Raw genomic sequence first — 17779 nt, 5'->3', positions numbered from 1 at the left:
TTCTCGAGATAAGAGCCCTCTCGGGCGGTGCCCGCCTTTTGCCCACGCGGCGCGAACGGCGTCCGATTAATCCAGGAGAATCCGCGCACCGCATGATCAGCCGCGCTTTTGTCGCTCTGGCAATCGGCGGAGGAGTCCTGCTCTTCGCGGCAAATTCCATGGGAGGCACGGTTACCGGCGTAGGGCTGAACAATTTTAACCAGGCGACTCCGCCTGCGACCCTTGCTTCCGGCGTCCGATTGAGCGCGGGAAGGGAATTCAACCTTGCGCTGAACTCCGACGGCACGGTCGTGGGCTGGGGGAATTCGGGTGAAGGGCGTTCGACACCGCCGTCCGATCTCGCCAGCGCCCTTGCGATCTCTGCGGGAAGTTATCACAGCCTCGCCGTAAAAGCAGACGGCACGATTTCCGGATGGGGTTATGCCGCGAACGGTCTCCTCGATATACCAGCCAACTTGCAATCCGTTGTTTCGGTCGCGGCTGGCAGTTATCATAGCCTGGCGCTGCAGCGGGATGGCTCCGTCGTCGCGTGGGGTTACGCGGGGAACGGCAGAGCCACTCCTCCCTCCGATCTTCGGGATGTCGTCGCCATCGGAGCGGGACGGGATTTCAGCGTGGCACTGAAGTCGGACGGCACCGTAGTCGCGTGGGGCCTGGATGATCAGGGGCAAACCGACGTGCCCACCGGACTGGCAAACGTGGTGGCCATCTCGGTCGGGGCCAATCATACGCTGGCCTTGAAATCCGACGGAACGGTCGCTGCGTGGGGCTTGAACGATGCCGGCCAAACGACCATCCCAACCGGGCTGACCAATGTCGTCGCCATCGCTGCGGGCGAACAGCACAGCCTCGCCCTGAAATCGGATGGGACCGTGCAGGGCTGGGGAGACAACTCCAGCAATCAGTTGAACGTGACCGGCTCCGATATTCGCGCGATCGCCGCCGGCGGGTATCATAGTCTCGCTCTCCATGGCACCGGCCCGCTGATCACGACCCAGCCGCACGGACAAACTTCTCTCGCCGGCTCCTCGACCACGCTCTCCGTCGGTGCCACGGGCAGCGGGCTCACTTACCAGTGGCAACTCAATGGCCAGGACATCGTTGGAGCGACGGGCTCGACCTTGATCTTGAACAAGGTGACCCGGTCCACCGCCGGTATCTACACCGTGCGTGTCACGAGCTCGAATGGAAGCACGACCAGCCAGAATACCGTGGTCGTCGTTCGCGGCCACCTCAGGGCGGCCCGTCCGCAAATGCTGCCGGGCGGCTCCATGCGGCTCTTCTTCAGGATGAGTTCGGCGATCCGATTACCGCGCCAAATCTCGGGCGCTATCAGGCACAGGTCTCGACCGATCTGCAAAGCTGGACGCCTTTCAACCAGCCTCTCTCCCTCCAAAGTGGCCAGATTCAAGTCGATGATCCGGCCGCCCCGCAATACGTCCACCGCTTCTATCGCGTCGGAGAAAAATAAGGACCCTCCAGCGAACCAATTTTCATACGGCTCAGGATTATGACTGAATTCAAGACCCATCTGCGGAGACTCGGCTCCCTCCTCAAACAAACGCTTCTCGTGCTGGGCATCGTGGGAGTCGTTGCGGCCACGGCGCACGCCAACGTCACCGTCTCCACTCTCGCGTCTGCCTCGATCTCCTGTGACACCGCCGGTTCTGGCGGCACCGGTGTCTACACGACCCTGGCCGGCCCAGTCTTCCAGGAGGCCGCGAACCGGGACATTTCAGCCATCGGCACGATCATCCTCAGCGCTCCCCTCGGGTGGGAGTTTGACGCCAGCACGACTCCTACGGTGGCCGTAAACCGACTCGACGGCGGCACTCAGTCGCTGCTCACTCTGGGCACGACCACGATTACCTCCACCGCGGTCACGCTGAATGTCACCGCCCTCGATGCAGCCGGCGGTGCCACCCAATCGATCTCCCAGATTGCCCTTTCGAATCTGCGCGTTCGGCCCACGAACACGGCCTTCCCGGCCACCAATCCCGGCAACATCACGGTCTCGGGAACCGCCACGTTCAAAAACGGGGCGCCTGCCACCTTTGGCGCTCTCACGGAAACCGCCGGTGCTCCGCAAAAGCTGGCCTTTGGAACGCAGCCGGGCAGCACGGGCGTGGGAAGCGCCATCAGCCCGGCCGTCACGGTGCAGGTCCAGGATCAATTCGGAAATCTGGTGACCAGCAATACGAGCACGGTGACGATCAGTAGCTCGAATACTTCCTTTGTCGGAAGCACACTGTCCGTTGCCGCCGTCGGGGGCCTCGCGACGTTCAACGCGTTGAAGCCTTCGACTTCAGGGGCCAACAAAACCTTGGTGGCTTCCAGCGCCGGCCTCACCAGCGCCACTTCGAATCCGTTCACCGTCAGCATGTCGCTGACCGCCCCTACCTCCGTGTGGAAGACGGTCCTGTACGGTCCTTCCTCGGACTTTGTCAATGACACGCAGGCGAATGCGGCCGACCTGGATCTCGTCGGAAATGCAGGTCATCCGGTCCTCTACACTTACTATGACGACAACGGCACGGGCTCGGATACGGACGACTTCCTGTACTTCCGTGTCCGCGTCGGCGGATCGAAAAGTTCCAGCAGTTCGGTATTTACTTCGGGCTATATTTTCCTCGGGGTCGATGTGAATGGCGACGGCAAGATTGACTTCTTCATCAGCATCACGAAACGGACCACGGGGGAGCAGCGAATCTCCGTTTGGAGTCCCGGATCGGGCCTGAACGTGTCGCCCAGCACCACCACGATCACCGGCGAACTGCCCGTGGTGAGTTTCGCCACCAATCCCACATTCGTCGACTTTAGCCCGGTGACGCCGGTCAATGACCCTACGGTCACGGATGTAAACCTCAATGATGCGGCCCTTGGAACCTCGCCGTTGCCGCTCAACATCAACGATCACTTCCTCAGCTTCAAGATTCCGTTCAACAACTCCTCATCGGCCACGGATAGCCTCAAAGAGGCCCTCGCGGCCAAGGGGTTGTCGGTTACCAAGAACACTCCCCTGCGCTATATCCTCGCGAGTTCGACCCAGTCGAATTCCCTGAACAGCGACTTGAACGGATACAACGGTGGAGTGAAGTCCAGCGTGACCTTTATCAATCAAGGCGCCTTCTCCCCCTTCCTCAGTTTCTCGAATTCATTCCCGCAAATCACCAGCAACGGCGGAGGCCCCACTGCCCAGGTGATCGTTCCTTCCGGAACGCTCGTCACCACGGTCACCGCGACGGATGCGGATAACGATCCGCTCGGATACTCCATCTCAGGCGGCGCCAACGCGGGTTCCTTTACCATCAATCCTTCCACCGGAGCCCTTTCATTTACTTCCACACCGAGTCCAGGGACTTACACGGTCCAGGTGAAGGTGAATGATCTCGTAAGCCCCGGAGGCGCCATCAAGGACGTCAATAGTTACGCGACGCAGACCATCACCGTCACGGTCCCCAACCCGGCGGATACCACACCGCCGACCGTCCTGAATATCACCTCGACCACGCTCGATGGCCAATACGAAGCGGGGACGACGATCCCGATTCAAATTCAATTCAGCGAGCCGGTATTGGTTACGGGGACGCCGCAACTCGTCCTCGCCACCACTCCTGCTCCTCGCACGATCAACTACGTCTCGGGGGCCGGCGGCGACACGCTCACCTTCTCTTACACGGTGCAGGCGGGTGATACCGCATCAGACCTGGATTATACAGGCACAGGTGCGCTCACGCTCAACGGCGGAACGATCAAGGACGGAGCCGGCAACAGCGCCGTGCTGACCCTTCCTTCTCCAGGCACAGCAGGCTCGCTGGGGGCGAACAAGAATCTGGTCATCGACACGATTGCGCCGGTCTACGTTTCGGGCACTGCCTCCGGCAGTACGGTGGTCCTGTCGTTCACCGATACGAACGGCCTCGACGCGATCAACCCGCCCCCGGCATCGATGTTTTCGGCGACGATCAATGGCACCAGTGTTGGAATCACCCAGGTCGCAGTCGACGCTGTTGCCAGGACGGTGACGCTTACGCTGGCCACGGCGGCCGCGAACGGCCAGACGGTCGCGGTCACCTACACGGATCCGGTCGGGGACGACGGATTCGCGATCCAGGACCCTGCCGGAAATGACGCGGCCAGTTTCTCGACCGGCAATATCAATGCGACACCAGACACCACTCCTCCCCAGATCATCGGGGTCACCGCCTACGACGGAACGGGTGCTGTCCTGAACGGGCAGTTTGACGCGGGCGTTGTCATCCCGATCCAGGTTCAATTCACTGAGCCCGTCATTGTCACGGGCACACCGACGCTGACGTTGTCCACCGGATCGGTCAATGAAGTCATCAGTTACTCGAGCGGAAGCGGCCAGAACGCTCTCATCTTCAACTACACCGTGCAGCCGGGCGATACTTCGCCAGACCTAGCGTATATCTCCTCCTCGGCTCTCGCTTTGAATGGCGGCACGATCAAAGACGCCGCGGGCAATAACTCGATTCTCACCCTTCCGGTTCCGGGCGCGGCGGGGTCGCTGAGCGCGAACAACGATATCATCATCGACACCACGGCGCCGGTGTTTGCCAGCGGAACGGTCAATGGATCCACGGTCACGCTGAACTATACCGACGCACACTCGCTCGATTCCATCAACGTGCCGCTCACCAGCGCATTCACCGTCACCGTCGCGGGAGTCGGGCGCAGCATCTCCGGTCTCGTCGTCGACCCGGCGGGGAATCGAGTAATCCTGACCCTCTCGAGCCCGGCGCTGACCGGCCAGTCCGTGACCGTCGCCTACACCGATCCGACAGCGGGTGACGACGTCGCCGCTGTCCAGGACGTAGCGGGCAATGACGCCGCATCCTTCGCTGCGGCGACGATCTCCAACGTCACCGGTGATGCCACACCACCGACATTGACCAGCATCAATGACAATGATCCGGGAAACCTGGCAACGGTCGGGCAGTTACTCACTTACACGGTAACCTTCAGCAAGCAGATCGATGGTGCCACGGTCACGGCTGCGGACTTCTCAAATACCGGCACCGCTTCGATCAATTTTGGCACGATCACGCAGACCTCCAGCGGCGTGTTTGCCGTTCAGGTGACGCCGGCTTCGCTCGGCACGATCATCCTGCAGATCCCCTCGGGAGCACAGATTCTGGACCCGGCTGGAAACGCGCTGGACACGACGACCAGTCTGAACGGCGGCGTTCAGACGGTGACGGTCACGAAGGCCGATCAGACCATCAATTTTCCGGCGCTCGCCAATCATGTTTATGGTGACGCACCATTTGCCGTCAGTGCCACGGCAAGCTCGGGGCTGGCGGTCACATTCAGCGTCGTTTCCGGTCCGGCCACCATCTCCGGAAATACGGTGACGATCACCGGTCCGGGTGTCGTGGACGTCCGCGCTTCGCAACCGGGCAATGGCTCCTATAACGCCGCACCGGACGTCGACCAGACCTTCACGGTTTCGAAAGCAAACCAGGCCATTACTTTCGGCGCACTGGCCAATCATACCTACGGCGATGCCCCATTCACGGTCGGTGCCACGGCTAGCTCGGGCCTCGGTGTGACCTTCAGCATCGCCTCCGGCCCGGCGACCATCTCCGGAAACACGGTGACGATCACCGGTCCCGGTGTTGTGGACGTCCGCGCTTCGCAGCCGGGAAATACCTTTTACAACGCCGCACCGGACGTCGATCAGACCTTCACGGTTTCGAAAGCAAACCAGGCCATTACTTTCGGCGCATTGGCCAACCACACCTACGGCGATACCCCATTCACGGTCGGTGCCACGGCTAGCTCGGGCCTCGGCGTGACCTTCAGCATCGCCTCCGGCCCGGCGACCATCTCCGGAAATACGGTCACGATTACCGGCGCCGGCGTCGTGGACGTCCGCGCTTCACAGCCGGGAAATACCTTTTATAACGCCGCGCCGGACGTCGACCAGACGTTCACGGTTGCGAAAGCGGATCAGACCATCACTTTCGGCGCCTTGGCCAACCACACCTATGGCGATGCCCCATTCACGGTCAGTGCCACGGCTAGCTCCGGCCTTGCCGTGACCTACAGCATCGTCTCCGGCCCGGCGACCATTTCCGGAAATACGGTGACGATCACCGGCGCCGGCGTCGTGGACGTCCGCGCTTCGCAGCCGGGAAATACCTCCTACAACGCCGCCCCGGATGTCGACCAGACGTTCACGGTGGCGAAAGCGAACCAAACGATCACTTTCGGCGCGTTGGCAAACCACACCTACGGCGATGCCCCATTCACGGTGAATGCCACGGCTAGCTCGGGCCTCGGCGTGACCTACAGTATCGTATCCGGTCCGGCGACCATCTCCGGAAATACGGTAACGATCACCGGCGCCGGCGTCGTGGACGTTCGCGCTTCGCAGCCGGGAAACACCTCCTACAACGCCGCACCGGACGTCGATCAGACGTTCACGGTGGCGAAAGCGAACCAAACTATCACTTTCGGACCGATTCCCAATCACAACGTCGGCGATGCGCCCTTCACGGTCAGCGCGACGGCCAGCTCGGGTCTGGGGGTCACGTTCACGATCGTCTCCGGGCCGGCCACCATCTTGGGCAATACAATTACGCTCACCGGGTCGGGCACAGTCGATGTGAAGGCTTCGCAGCCGGGAAACACCTCCTACAACGCCGCACCCGACGTGGATCAGACCTTCACGGTGAATTCGGGAGCCGACCCGGCGGCGAAGATGAATCTCCGAGGCAGTGGCGTCTCCATTCTAAACGGGGACAGCACTCCCAGCGTGCTCGATGCCACCGATTTCGGACGCGCCATCGCGAGTGTGAATGCAATCCAGAACACCTTCCTCATCGAGAGTTACGGCACGAGCACGGTGCAGTTGACCGGTACCCCGGCAGTAGTGGTCTCCGGGGCTAATGCCGGTGATTTCATCGTCGGGCCAGCCTGCGGCATCCTCCGTCGCCGCGGGCACTTCGACGAGCTTCACGGTTACCTTCCAGCCGACCGCGACAGGCCTGCGCACTGCCACCATCTCCATCGCCAACAACACGACTTCCACCAATCCCTACACGTTCGTCGTCCAGGGCACCGGCACGCTCGATAATCATCCGATCGACCTGTCGTTGATCGGCGGCCGCGTTCGCGACGGGGCACCGGGCCCGGTGAACGCCGGCACACTGGTCGCCAATCCGGACCTTGGAAATGCCAATACCTTCCAACTCGTTCCTGGCGCCGGAAGCACGGACAACGGGCAGTTCACCATCGTCGGCAACGTGCTCCAGTTGAATTCGACGCCCGACATCACCGTGCAACCCACTTACAGCATCCGCGTGCGGGTCTCCGATTCCAGCGGTGGATTTTTCGAGAAGGTGTTCACGATCTACGTGATGAAGATCTTGGTCGAAGACGGCGACTTCCTCGTCGCCGACCGTGGACCGTACAACAGCACCGGGACGATCCTGCTCATCACGAAGCAAGGGCTCGTTCAGCAGATCATCACGACGACGATCAAGGATCCTTACGAGATGACCACCGATGCCGCGGGAAATCTGGTCATCGCTGACTATCAGCACGACTTGACCACCCAGCAGATCAATCCCGCGGGCGGTATCTACGCGATCGACCGCCAGACTGGAGCTCAGAGGCTGGTTGCCGCGGGCGCACCATTCGTCACCCCGCTCGGAGTAAAAGTGGAGAGCAGTGGAAGCTGGATTGTCGCGGACGCCGATGCCTATAACTTCGCTGGCGCAGTCTTCCGGGTCGACTCCACGACCGGCACCAGAACCACCCTCTCCACCGCGGGCAATTTCTACTACCTCCAGGGGCTGACCCTCGCTCCCAATGGCGATATCTATGTCTCCGACGTGGGCACGCCGAAGAAGATCATCAAGGTGAATCCGGTCACGGGTGCACAGACCGTCGTCTCCAGCGGCGGACTGCTGCAATTCCCGGTCGGGATGGCGGTGCAAAGCGACGGAAACAGCCTCGTCGTCGCGGACGCTTATGCCAGGAAGCTCATCTCCATTAGCCTGCCGGGCGGTCAACAAACCGTCATCTCATCCGATCCGCAGTTCGTCCAGCCGACGCATGTGACCATCGAAGCCGATGGGAACTATCTCGTCACCGATGGTAAATCGGTCTCAACGACTCGCCGGTTATTCCGGGTCGACAAAGGCACAGGAATCGCAACCCCAATATCCATCGATGGCTTCTTCGAACAACCACGCGGCGTCACGCTGGCGAAGTAACTGAAGAGCGAAACTCGCGCATGAAAAAACTGAATAAAGAGACCCTCCTGAACCGGCGCGCTTTCCTGAGACGCTCGATCGTGGGACGCCTCATCCCGGCGGTCACGGTATACCTGATTGCGAAATCCACGCCCCCGCTCTTCGGTCAATCTTCTGCCGGCCGGCAGGAGCCGATCTGATTCGAAACCCATCGAGGACACCTCCTCCTGAAACTGCCGGCAACCGTTGTCCATCACACCGACCATTGCTGCCTGCCTCATGGTCCGCAACGAGGCGGCGTTTTTGGATGCGTGTCTCCAAAGCCTGGATGGTCAGGTCGACTCGATCTATGTCACGGACACCGGCTCCATCGACGATTCCATCGCAGTCGCGAAGTCGCATAACGCGGTTATCCGCTCGTTTCCCTGGGGCAACGATTTCGCCCATGCCCGGAATGCCAGTATCGCAGAAGTCGCCGAGGACTGGATTATCACCCTCGACGCAGATGATCTCTTTCCTCCAGGTGAAGCAGCCAGGCTTCGCCGCCATCTGGAGGCGAACGCCTGCGCGGCGACCGTGCGCTACGCTGTCCAGTCTGGCTATACCTCGGTCCGTGCATGGAAGATTCTGCGGAACAGACGGGGGGCGCATTTCGAGGGCGCCATTCACGAATCCTTGTCCACTTGGCTGAACGAATGTCGCCGGGCAGGTTTGCCTCTGCAGGATACGGACATTCAACTCATCCATACCGGGTATGTGTCGCAGGCGTTGCCTGGCAAGGTCGCCAGGAATCTGCCCCTGCTCGAGGCGGAGTGGAAACGCACCGGTCCCTCTGCCGTGGAGCGAAGATTCCAGATCGGCGCCGACCTCGGCCTGGCTTTGGCCCACGACAATCGATCCGCGGAGGCCTGCGTTTTCCTCGAAAACCTGCTCGGTGAGCTTGCCTCGATCCAGGTGCATACCTCGCTTCCCCCGGCCGCTTCGCTCCAGGCTTTGATCAATCTTCTCTGGATCTTATCGGAGCGGAAAGATGCGGCGACCGCCATCGCCTGGACCCGCAAACTCGAGCAAATCCTTGGTTCATCGGCGGTGTATCAGTTACACCGCGGCCTCCAGGAATTTGCCTCCGGCAATTTTGCCGCTGCCATCCAGTGGTTACAACGGTTCGCGCAGTCACCCAATCCCGATACCTTCGAGGTTCCCATTCGCGAAGAATACCTGGGAGTCGGTCTCTGGCGAATCGTCGGCCAATGCCATATGGGCCTTCACGAGTATCAAGAGGCCGCAGAATCCTTTCAACGTTGTAGCCGGCTCGAACCCGGAAATCCGGAGCATGAGTTGCGGCGTTTTGTCGCCACGCGCATAATGCCCGAATGACCGATCCGAACTTCGCGGCCTATGTCCCCTCGGTACGAGGCAGCTTTGCTTGGGAACCGATTCCCGACGGCTGTATCCTCTACGAGGAGAGCACGGGAAAGATGATTACTTTGAATGCCACGGCGGAGGCGGTCCTCACCCATTGCGATGGCGAGACGACGGTTGCCGAGATTTGCCGCGCGATCGAAGGTGAGTTCCAGATTAGTCCTGAAGAAGCAGAAAGCGTTTTGAAACGTCTGCAGGACGAAGGCGTCATCTAGCAAGCGCCCGCCATTGCGATGAGTCTCCTGCTCCGGTACAGCAAGCTGGGCTTCGAGGTAACCCTGCGGCTCGACTCGAGGGAATTGGAATGTCTTGCCGTCACCCTGCATTCCTCCGCACTCGTCGACATATCGGAGTGCAGCGCCGAAACATCGGCGCACCTCGTGTGGCAGCGCGCTTCCCGTGGCCGATGGCGGATCCTGCTGAAGGGCCAGCCGTGGGAGGCCGAATGGTCTCAGGCGGAGGATTTATATCTTCAAAGTGACAGCCTCCTCGATGATCTCGTCCGCGAACGCCTCACCACCGTTCCGCTTCTCCACGCGGGGGGGGTGGTCGACGCCAAAGGCCGCGCGCTCGTCATCTGCGGAGCATCCGGAGCCGGCAAGACCTCCCTCGTGCTCGCCTGCATCCTCAGAGGATGGAACTGGCTTTCGGACGAACTGCTCTGCTTCCGCCAAAAGGATTCGCGTATGGCCGAAGGTTTCCGCCGGAATTTCAATCTCAAGCAACGCTCGTTTTCCTGCTTTCCTCAAACATCGGATTTGCCCGGGAATCGCGAGATCATGGTGAACGATTCCCGAAAGTGCATTCGCTTCCTGAATCCTGACGCTCTCCGCTGCGGCTCCTTCGCGTCGTCCGGAATCGTTGCGGCCATCGTCGTGCCGGCCTACGACGCCGGCGCACCAACCCCGGCGTCCACTGCTTTGTCCGGCTTGGGACTGGTGCAATCCCTCGCTCCCGAACTCCGTGCCTGCGACCCCGTCACGCTTGCCTGGCTGGCGGAAATCGGACGCACCGTCCCGGCTTTCGCCCTGCGCTATCGCACGCCGGACGGTGCGGCAGAACATCTCGAAAACCTGGTGAATCAATTTTGAACGCCGGCCCGGAACATAAACTCTGCGATGCGCCGGGTTGCCGTCCCAATCCCGCTCAGACACTGCTGCTCAAAGCGGCCTGTGCTTCAGCGAATGTCGCTCGCGATTTTTGGAAGCGATGGCGCGCTGAAAACGAGCCGGCCTCTTCCGGCGCCGCATCCGTCCGGTTATTGCCCTGGATTTACCTTCGACGCGATGAGTTAGGGGTTTCTGCGGAAGATGCGGCCGTCTTGGAAAGCATCTATCGCTTTGCCTGGATAACAAACCAGCGGCTCACTGGCAGCGCGCTGGCCGTCCTGGCAACACTGGAGCATCATCAGATCCCCGTCCTCCTGCTCAAAGGTCTGCCTTTGCTCGCCGAGGCCTACCAGGATATCGGCGGCCGCTACATGGAGGACTTCGATATCATGCTTCGCGATGAGCACGTCGAACCCGCCGTTGCCGCACTCGCTGAATCCGGCTGGAAGCCGGCCCGCCCGGAGGCGTTCTCGGTATCCGCGCGCCGGTGGCGCCATTCGGAAGAGTTGACGCATCTCTCCGGACTGAGTTGCGATATTCATTGGCGTCTTCTTTGCCGGCCGAATGAACCGGTCGATGAGGAGCCGGTTTGGGCCTCGCGCAGAACCATTCTTCTCCGCGATCGGCCCGCGCTCACTTTATCGCCGGAACACATGCTGGTGCATGGACTGGTGCATGGGCTTTCCTGGGAAAGAGTGCCGGCCATTCGCTGGATCCTGGATACTCATCTTCTTCTGCGGCGACACACGCCGGATTGGCCGCACGTCGCCGCCGAGGCCGCTCGCCGCGGAGTGACGTTGCTCGTCGCGGATGCCATGGCCGTTTATGACGAGATTCTGCCGGGCGAAATCCCGGCAGAGATTCGCCGGGAACTGGCCCGACACCCCGTAAGTGGAAGGCAACGGCGTGCCTACGAGCAACTGACTCGTCCATACGAATCCACCTCCCTGCGTATGGCTTGGGATTTATATCTTTCCGATTGGACGCGCGCTCGCGCCTTGGAGGAGGTGCCGCCCGGTCTCAGAGGTTTTCTGCAGCACCTCAAGACTTACTGGCGCGTGACTTCCATCTTCGCTCTTCCCTGGACCTTTCTGAGGAAGGTACTGTCCAGAGCAAAGCGTTGATCGGACCCTGGTAACCTGTCGCGCGAGAACCGGGTCACCATCGGAGCCCCGGTGCCTTCGGCAACGTTGGTAACTGCTGGAGATGGAGCCGATCCAGGACAGTCACGAAGCAGAGAATGGGACCCGTTTACTGCGCAGCGGGACGAACTGGTGGTGCTTCCAGATCCGCTCGGTAGCTTTCCGCGAATTTATTGATTTCCTCCATCTGGATATCGAAGCATTCAGGACAAGCTCCGTGGCTAAATCGGCTGCCGGTGCGAGCGCCGATGTAGGTCTCAACACGTTCCCAATACTGTTCATCGCTTCTCACCTTGTGGCAATAGGAACAGATCGGGATAATGTCTTTAAGCTGCCGGATTTCCGTCGTATAGCGCAGAATTCGATGAGCGACATAAAGCCGGGTGCGGATGATATCTCGATCGAACGGTTTCGTAAGAAAATCGTCCACTCCAGCATCCATTGCCTGCAGGTAGTCTTCGTTGCCGGTCTGCGCGGCCGTGAGGAGGATGAAGTAAGTATAAGGTGTTTGGGCGCGGTTACGAATACGGCCGCACAGTTCGAGTCCATCCATGCCCGGCATCATCCAATCACTCACGACTACGCGAATCGGTTCCGCGTCGAACGTCTCCCAAGCTTCCGCGCCGTTCGTGGCAACAACAACCTCGTGACCTAGATTTTGCAGCGTCAGGCACAGGACTTTTGCTGCGATGGGGTCGTCTTCGGCGATGAGGATTTTCATATATGGGCCAAATGGAGTTTGGATTCGAGAGCACTGATCACCCGCTGAAGTTCGCCTTCTGCCTGGGAGAGCAATTCGTCCGCGGATTCGAGGCTGCCAGTCTGGCCTATCCTTTCCAGTTGGGCGCAAAGCGCTTCCAGTCGATGCGCGCCGAATTGGGAACAACTTCCTTTGAGTTGATGCGCTGCCAGTCGGACGGCACGCCCATCGGCGGTATTCAGTCCCGCGTCCATCTCTCCGATCGCCTGGGGCGCGTTGCGGATGAATAGCCGAATGAGATTGAGGAGAAGATTCTCGCCATTTTCGGCCGGCAGAGTTTCCAACTCGGCGATCGCGTTGGAATCAATGGCGCTCTCCTCCGCTTGCACGCTCCCGCGGTTTCGTGCCCGCTCCAGAGCGTCAGCCAAATCAGCGGTCCGCACTGGCTTGCTCACATAATCGTCCATGCCTGCGGCAAGACACTGTTCGCGATCACCGCTGATGGCATTGGCCGTCATGGCGATGATCCATGCGCGCTGTGTTCCCTTCTCGCGCTGCCGAATCGCCAGGGTGGCTTCGTAACCATCCATCTCCGGCATATGGCAGTCCATCAACACGATATCGTAAGCGATCTGGCTGAGAGCTTGTAGAGCTTCAAAACCATTGCCTGCGACATCGGCGCGATACCCTAGTTTGCGCAACTGGCCCAGCGCGACCCTTTGATTTACCGCGTTGTCTTCCGCGACAAGGATGCGCTCCGGACGGAAAGAGTGGGGATTGGGAGACATCGAGATGGGCGTCCGCACTCGAGGAGCCGACTCGAGCAGCGCATTGGTCAGGCAGTCGAAAAGCGCGGATTGACGCACCGGCTTGAAACGGGAGTCGAAAATGCCTGCGGTGTTTAGTTCCGCGAAATCCAAACGCCGGCCGAATTCCGTCAGCAAGATCACCCGCGTGCCGGCAATCTGCGGGTCGGACTTGATCTCTCGAACCAAGGCCAGGCGATCCGCATTCGGCAGATCCATGTCGATGATCGTGATCGGGTAGGGATCCCGCTCCTGCGCGGCGACACGCAAATGTCGAAGCGTGTCCGCCTCGTGCACAAGCTCACTGCGCATCTTCCATGCGACGAGGCGCTCCTGTAAAATCCGGCCGCGCGGAGCATTGTCATCGATGATGAGGACGCGCTGGTTGATCAGTCCGTGGTCTCCAGTCGAAATTTCCGGCGGAACGTCCTGTTTGCTCAGCAGCAAGGTGAACCAAAAGATCGAGCCTTTGCCCGGAGTGCTTTCCAAGCCGATGCATCCATGCATTTTCTCCACAAGTTGCTTGCAGATCGCGAGCCCCAGGCCGGTTCCACCAAACCGTCGAGTGGTTGAGGCGTCCGCTTGATTGAAGGCTTCGAAAAGGTTTTTCTGCGCTTCGGGTGAAATCCCCACTCCCGTGTCGCTGACTTGTAATCGCAGCTGACACTGACTTCCTTGATCATCGAGACAGGAAGTTCGGATGGTCACTTCGCCTGTCTGGGTGAATTTGATCGCATTGCTGACGAGATTGGTCAGGACCTGCCGGATACGGCCAGCGTCGCCACGCAGCCGCGTTGGAACGTTGGGCTCGATGAAGCCGGCTAGTTCGATTCCCTTGGTGTGGGCCTGTTTGGCCAGCAGTTCGAGGGTGCTTTCGACGACATCATGCAAATTGAAGTCGAGGTCCTCAAATGTCATTTTGCCCGCCTCGATCTTGGAAAAATCGAGAATGTCATTAATCACGGTAAGCAGGCCTTCCGCACTGGCCCGGATCGTTTCCGCGAAATCGCGCTGTTCGTTGTTCAGAGAGGTATCGAGCAACAGATTCGTCATGCCGATGACACCGTTCATCGGGGTTCGAATTTCATGACTCATATTGGCGAGGAAACGCGACTTGAGCCGCGCAGACTCCAACGCCGCATCGCAGGCTTTGGATAACTGCGCTTCCACGTACTTGCGTTCAGTTATGTCCTCGACGGTGCCGACATGGCCGATGACTTCCCCCGTTTCCGACCGGATGACGACACTGCGGGCGTGAATCCAGCGCACGTCGCCATCGGGACGCCGATAGCGATGCTCGCTATTGAATTGCCGTCCAGCAACCACGGCATTTTCCCATTCCCGACGAACTCGGGCATCGTCCTCCGGGTGCATGATCTGGTGCCATCCCGTTCCGATCGCTTCGTCCAGTGAAAGTCCCGCGATCTTTTGCCAATGCGGATTCACATAAAGGCAGAGACCGCCGGCGTCGCTTTCGAAAATGCCAATCGGGGCCGAAGAGCTCAGTTGGCGGTAACGTTGTTCACTCGCCTGCAATTCGTGATGCGCCGCTTGCAGTTCCTGTGTGCGTACATTGACGATCTGTTCCAGTTGCTCCGTATTGCTCCTGGAGGATTGGAGAAGCGACCATTTCTCGGTCAGCGCGTGGGCCAATTGCAGCACCTCGATCGTGTCGAAGGGTTTCTTGAGAACGAGCACTCGTTCGGGGTTGCCGATCTTTGCCATCATCTCCTCCCACGATTTGTCCGAATAGGCGGTACAAATCACGATCTGCAGATCTGGATCCGCTTCCCACAACTTCAGCGCGGTCTCCAACCCATCCCAACCGGGTGGCATGCGCATGTCCGTAAAGACCAGCGAATAGCGTCGGCCAGCTTGAATCGCCGCTTGAACCAGTTCGAGCGCTTGCGTCCCCTGCAACGCGGAACTCACCTCAAACCCGGCGCGTCGCGACAGGTTGTTTGTCTCCCCGAAAAAGGCCGCCTCTTCGGCATCGAAATCCATTTCCGCCTCATCGGTGCAGAGAATTTTTCGGAAATCGCCATGAATGGCTTCGTTGTCGTCCACGATCAGAATGCGGTGGTTGGTTTTCATATCGATATGGAGAGGAAGGGTCATCGCCGCAGGAGAGATGAGGGGGGCCATGGATTTATCTCAACGAGATGCGGATAGCGGCGGGAGCTCGTTGGATGGGTCCAGGTCGTCCACCGCTTTTTCCTCGAGCACTTCCCGCAGTGCCACGAGCACGGCTTTGGCCGCGCATGGCTTGGAAATGATGCGCTCGACGCCGAGCCTTCTGATCGCCTCGATACTGACGTTCGAAGTCATCCCCGTGGTGGCGATGACTTTGATGGCGGGACTGAGTTTCTTGAGAACCCCAATCATGGCCGGTCCATCCATCACGGGCATGACCATGTCCGTGATGACTGCTTTGATTTCATTCTGGTGTTTCGCGTAGACGCGGACGCCGTCAGCCCCGTCGACGGCGGCCAGCACCCGGTAGCCGAAAGATTCCAGGGCCTGACGCATCACGCTGAGGATCGGCGCTTCGTCGTCGACGACGAGAATCAGTTCACCGTGGCCGCGCAAATCCCTCTTTTTGTCGTCCGCCGGGGCCTCCGCCATGGGGCGGATGACGTCACTGACGGGCACGTAGACGCGGAAGGTGGTGCCGGCGCCTTCTTGCGAGGTCAAGCTAATGAAGCCGCCGTGGCTGCGCACGATGCTGAGTGTGGTCGCTAGGCCGAGACCGGTGCCTTTGCCCTGTTCCTTGGTGGTAAAAAAGGGATCGTATATCCGCTCGCGCAGCGTGGCGGGAATGCCGCAGCCGGTATCGGCGACAGTCAGTACCACGTAACGCCCCGCGACGGCATCCGGTTGGGTGGCGGCATGGTACTCGTCGATGTCGGCGTTCTCCACGGAGAGCGTCAGAGTTCCTCCCCCGGGCATGGCGTCCCGGGCATTGACACACAAGTTCAGGAGCACTTGGTGGAGTTGGGTCGAATCGCCCAGCAATGGCCGCGCACCCTCCGCCAGCCGCAACTGAAACTGGATGTTTTTCGGAAAAACTTCGCGGACGATGTTGGCGATGTCGTCGACCAGGGTTTCCGGTGGAATGGGAACTCGTTTTCCCTCCACTCCGCGGGCGAAGGAAAGCACCTGCTTGATCAGAGAAGCCGCCCGCTCGGCATTGTTGATCACCAAATCGAGCATGCTGCGGATCGATGGGTCTGGCAATCGGGCCCGCAGGACGTCCATCGTCATGGTTACGGGCTGGAGGATATTATTCAGGTCATGCGCGATGCCCCCGGCCAGCGTGCCGATACTGTCGAGACGTTGGGCGCGCAGGTACTTTGCCTCGACCTGCCGTTTCTCGGTGATGTCACTGTTGATCCCCATGATCGATTTCGGGCGGCCCTCCGCATCGCGCACCAGCGTCCAGCGGCCTTCGACAATCACCGTCCGGCTATCCCGGGTCTTCTGGGACAATTCCCCAAACCAGGTCTCTTTCTCGACGACCGCCTGTCTGGCCGCCTGGACATCTTTTCCCGGCGCGCCGCCATACAACAGGCCGAGCACATTCTGGCCGACTGCTTCGGCGGCCGTCCAGCCATAGAGACACTCGGCGCCGTGATTCCAGAAGACGATCGTGTCGTTGAGGTCCCGGACGATGATCGCGTCGCGAGCCGTTTCGAGCAGCATGGCTTGCTCGCGGATCCGCTCCGTCGCGGCTTTGTGGCCGGCGATCTCGGCTTCCAATCGCTGATTGGTGGCGACGAGTTCCCGTGTCCGCAGGCTCACGGTTCGTTCCAACTCCTTGGTATTCCGACGCGCCACTTGCAAGAGCGACCATTTCTCCGTCAATGCATGAGCCAGTTGCAGCACCTCGATCGTATCGAACGGCTTTTTGAGAATGAGCACCCGCTCGGAATCACCCAGCGTCTCCATCATTTCCTGCCATGATTTGTCCGAGTGGGCGGTACAGATCACGACTTGGAGATCGGGATCCACTTCCCAGAGTTTGAGCACGGTTTCCAGGCCGTCCCAGCCCGGCGGCATTCTGACGTCCATGAAGACCAGCGAGTAGCGCCGGCCATCGGCAAACGCCCCGCTCACGAGTTCCAGCGCTTCCCGGCCTTGCGTGGCGAAACTCATCTCGAACTCCTGCTGCGGCGTGATGCTGGCGAGGTGACCGAAAACCTCCGCCTCCTCATTGGCAAATTCCCGTTCCGACGCATCGACGCCGAGGATCTTTCGGAAGTCGTTGTGAATGGCCTCGTTGTCATCCACGATGAGAATGCGGTGATTGATTTCCAGGTCCGTATGGGATGAGGAGAGGAGCGAAGACGAATAGCGTCGGTCGGACATGGTT

10 protein-coding genes are annotated in these 17779 nt (G+C 60.0%); 7 read left to right on the top strand and 3 right to left on the bottom strand.

Going from position 1 to position 17779, the window contains the following annotated elements:
• The first annotated feature begins 92 nt into the window (after nt 1–92).
• The 7 genes from CFE428DRAFT_RS33670 to CFE428DRAFT_RS14520 all read left to right on the top strand — a co-directional run bounded on the left by CFE428DRAFT_RS33670 (nt 93) and on the right by CFE428DRAFT_RS14520 (nt 11883).
• The gene (locus CFE428DRAFT_RS33670; protein WP_006980327.1) at nt 93–1514 is read left to right on the top strand and encodes an Immunoglobulin I-set domain protein; all 1422 of its coding nucleotides are present in this window, start codon (nt 93–95) and stop codon (nt 1512–1514) included.
• Nucleotides 1511–7105 carry a beta strand repeat-containing protein gene (locus CFE428DRAFT_RS33665; RefSeq protein WP_006980326.1) on the top strand — a complete coding sequence of 1865 codons (5595 nt, stop codon included), beginning with the start codon at nt 1511–1513 and terminating at the stop codon, nt 7103–7105. The genes CFE428DRAFT_RS33670 and CFE428DRAFT_RS33665 overlap by 4 nt, the downstream gene beginning before the upstream one ends.
• Before the next feature lie 1164 nt (nt 7106–8269).
• Nucleotides 8270–8428, top strand: a complete 159-nt coding sequence (locus CFE428DRAFT_RS37350; RefSeq protein ID WP_006980324.1) for a hypothetical protein — start codon at nt 8270–8272, stop codon at nt 8426–8428.
• A gap of 46 nt (nt 8429–8474) precedes the next feature.
• Complete coding sequence (locus CFE428DRAFT_RS14535) at nt 8475–9605, top strand: tetratricopeptide repeat-containing glycosyltransferase (RefSeq protein WP_131989580.1); 1131 nt, start codon at nt 8475–8477, stop codon at nt 9603–9605.
• Nucleotides 9602–9865 carry a PqqD family protein gene (locus tag CFE428DRAFT_RS14530; protein WP_006980322.1) on the top strand — a complete coding sequence of 88 codons (264 nt, stop codon included), beginning with the start codon at nt 9602–9604 and terminating at the stop codon, nt 9863–9865. The genes CFE428DRAFT_RS14535 and CFE428DRAFT_RS14530 overlap by 4 nt, the downstream gene beginning before the upstream one ends.
• An 18-nt stretch (nt 9866–9883) precedes the next feature.
• Nucleotides 9884–10741: a hypothetical protein gene (locus CFE428DRAFT_RS37345; protein WP_006980321.1), complete on the top strand. Its 858-nt coding sequence runs from the start codon at nt 9884–9886 to the stop codon at nt 10739–10741.
• Nucleotides 10738–11883, top strand: a complete 1146-nt coding sequence (locus CFE428DRAFT_RS14520; RefSeq protein ID WP_006980320.1) for a nucleotidyltransferase family protein — start codon at nt 10738–10740, stop codon at nt 11881–11883. The genes CFE428DRAFT_RS37345 and CFE428DRAFT_RS14520 overlap by 4 nt, the downstream gene beginning before the upstream one ends.
• A gap of 127 nt (nt 11884–12010) precedes the next feature.
• On the opposite strand, the gene CFE428DRAFT_RS14515 is transcribed toward CFE428DRAFT_RS14520, so the two are convergent.
• Genes CFE428DRAFT_RS14515 through CFE428DRAFT_RS14505 form a run of 3 tightly spaced genes read right to left on the bottom strand, consistent with a single transcriptional unit; the run spans nt 12011 to nt 17775 of the window.
• Entirely contained in the window at nt 12011–12622 is a 612-nt protein-coding gene (locus CFE428DRAFT_RS14515; protein WP_006980319.1) for a response regulator, read from the bottom strand.
• Complete coding sequence (locus CFE428DRAFT_RS14510) at nt 12619–15552, bottom strand: hybrid sensor histidine kinase/response regulator (protein WP_006980318.1); 2934 nt, start codon at nt 15550–15552, stop codon at nt 12619–12621. The genes CFE428DRAFT_RS14515 and CFE428DRAFT_RS14510 overlap by 4 nt, the downstream gene beginning before the upstream one ends.
• Before the next feature lie 9 nt (nt 15553–15561).
• Entirely contained in the window at nt 15562–17775 is a 2214-nt protein-coding gene (locus CFE428DRAFT_RS14505; RefSeq protein WP_006980317.1) for an ATP-binding response regulator, read from the bottom strand.
• Between the last annotated feature and the right edge of the window lie 4 nt (nt 17776–17779).

The sequence above is a fragment of the Chthoniobacter flavus Ellin428 genome (genome assembly GCF_000173075.1).
Taxonomy (GTDB): Bacteria; Verrucomicrobiota; Verrucomicrobiia; order Chthoniobacterales; family Chthoniobacteraceae; genus Chthoniobacter; species Chthoniobacter flavus.
Note: the sequence above shows the minus strand (reverse complement) of the source record. Positions and strands in the feature narration are given on the sequence as shown.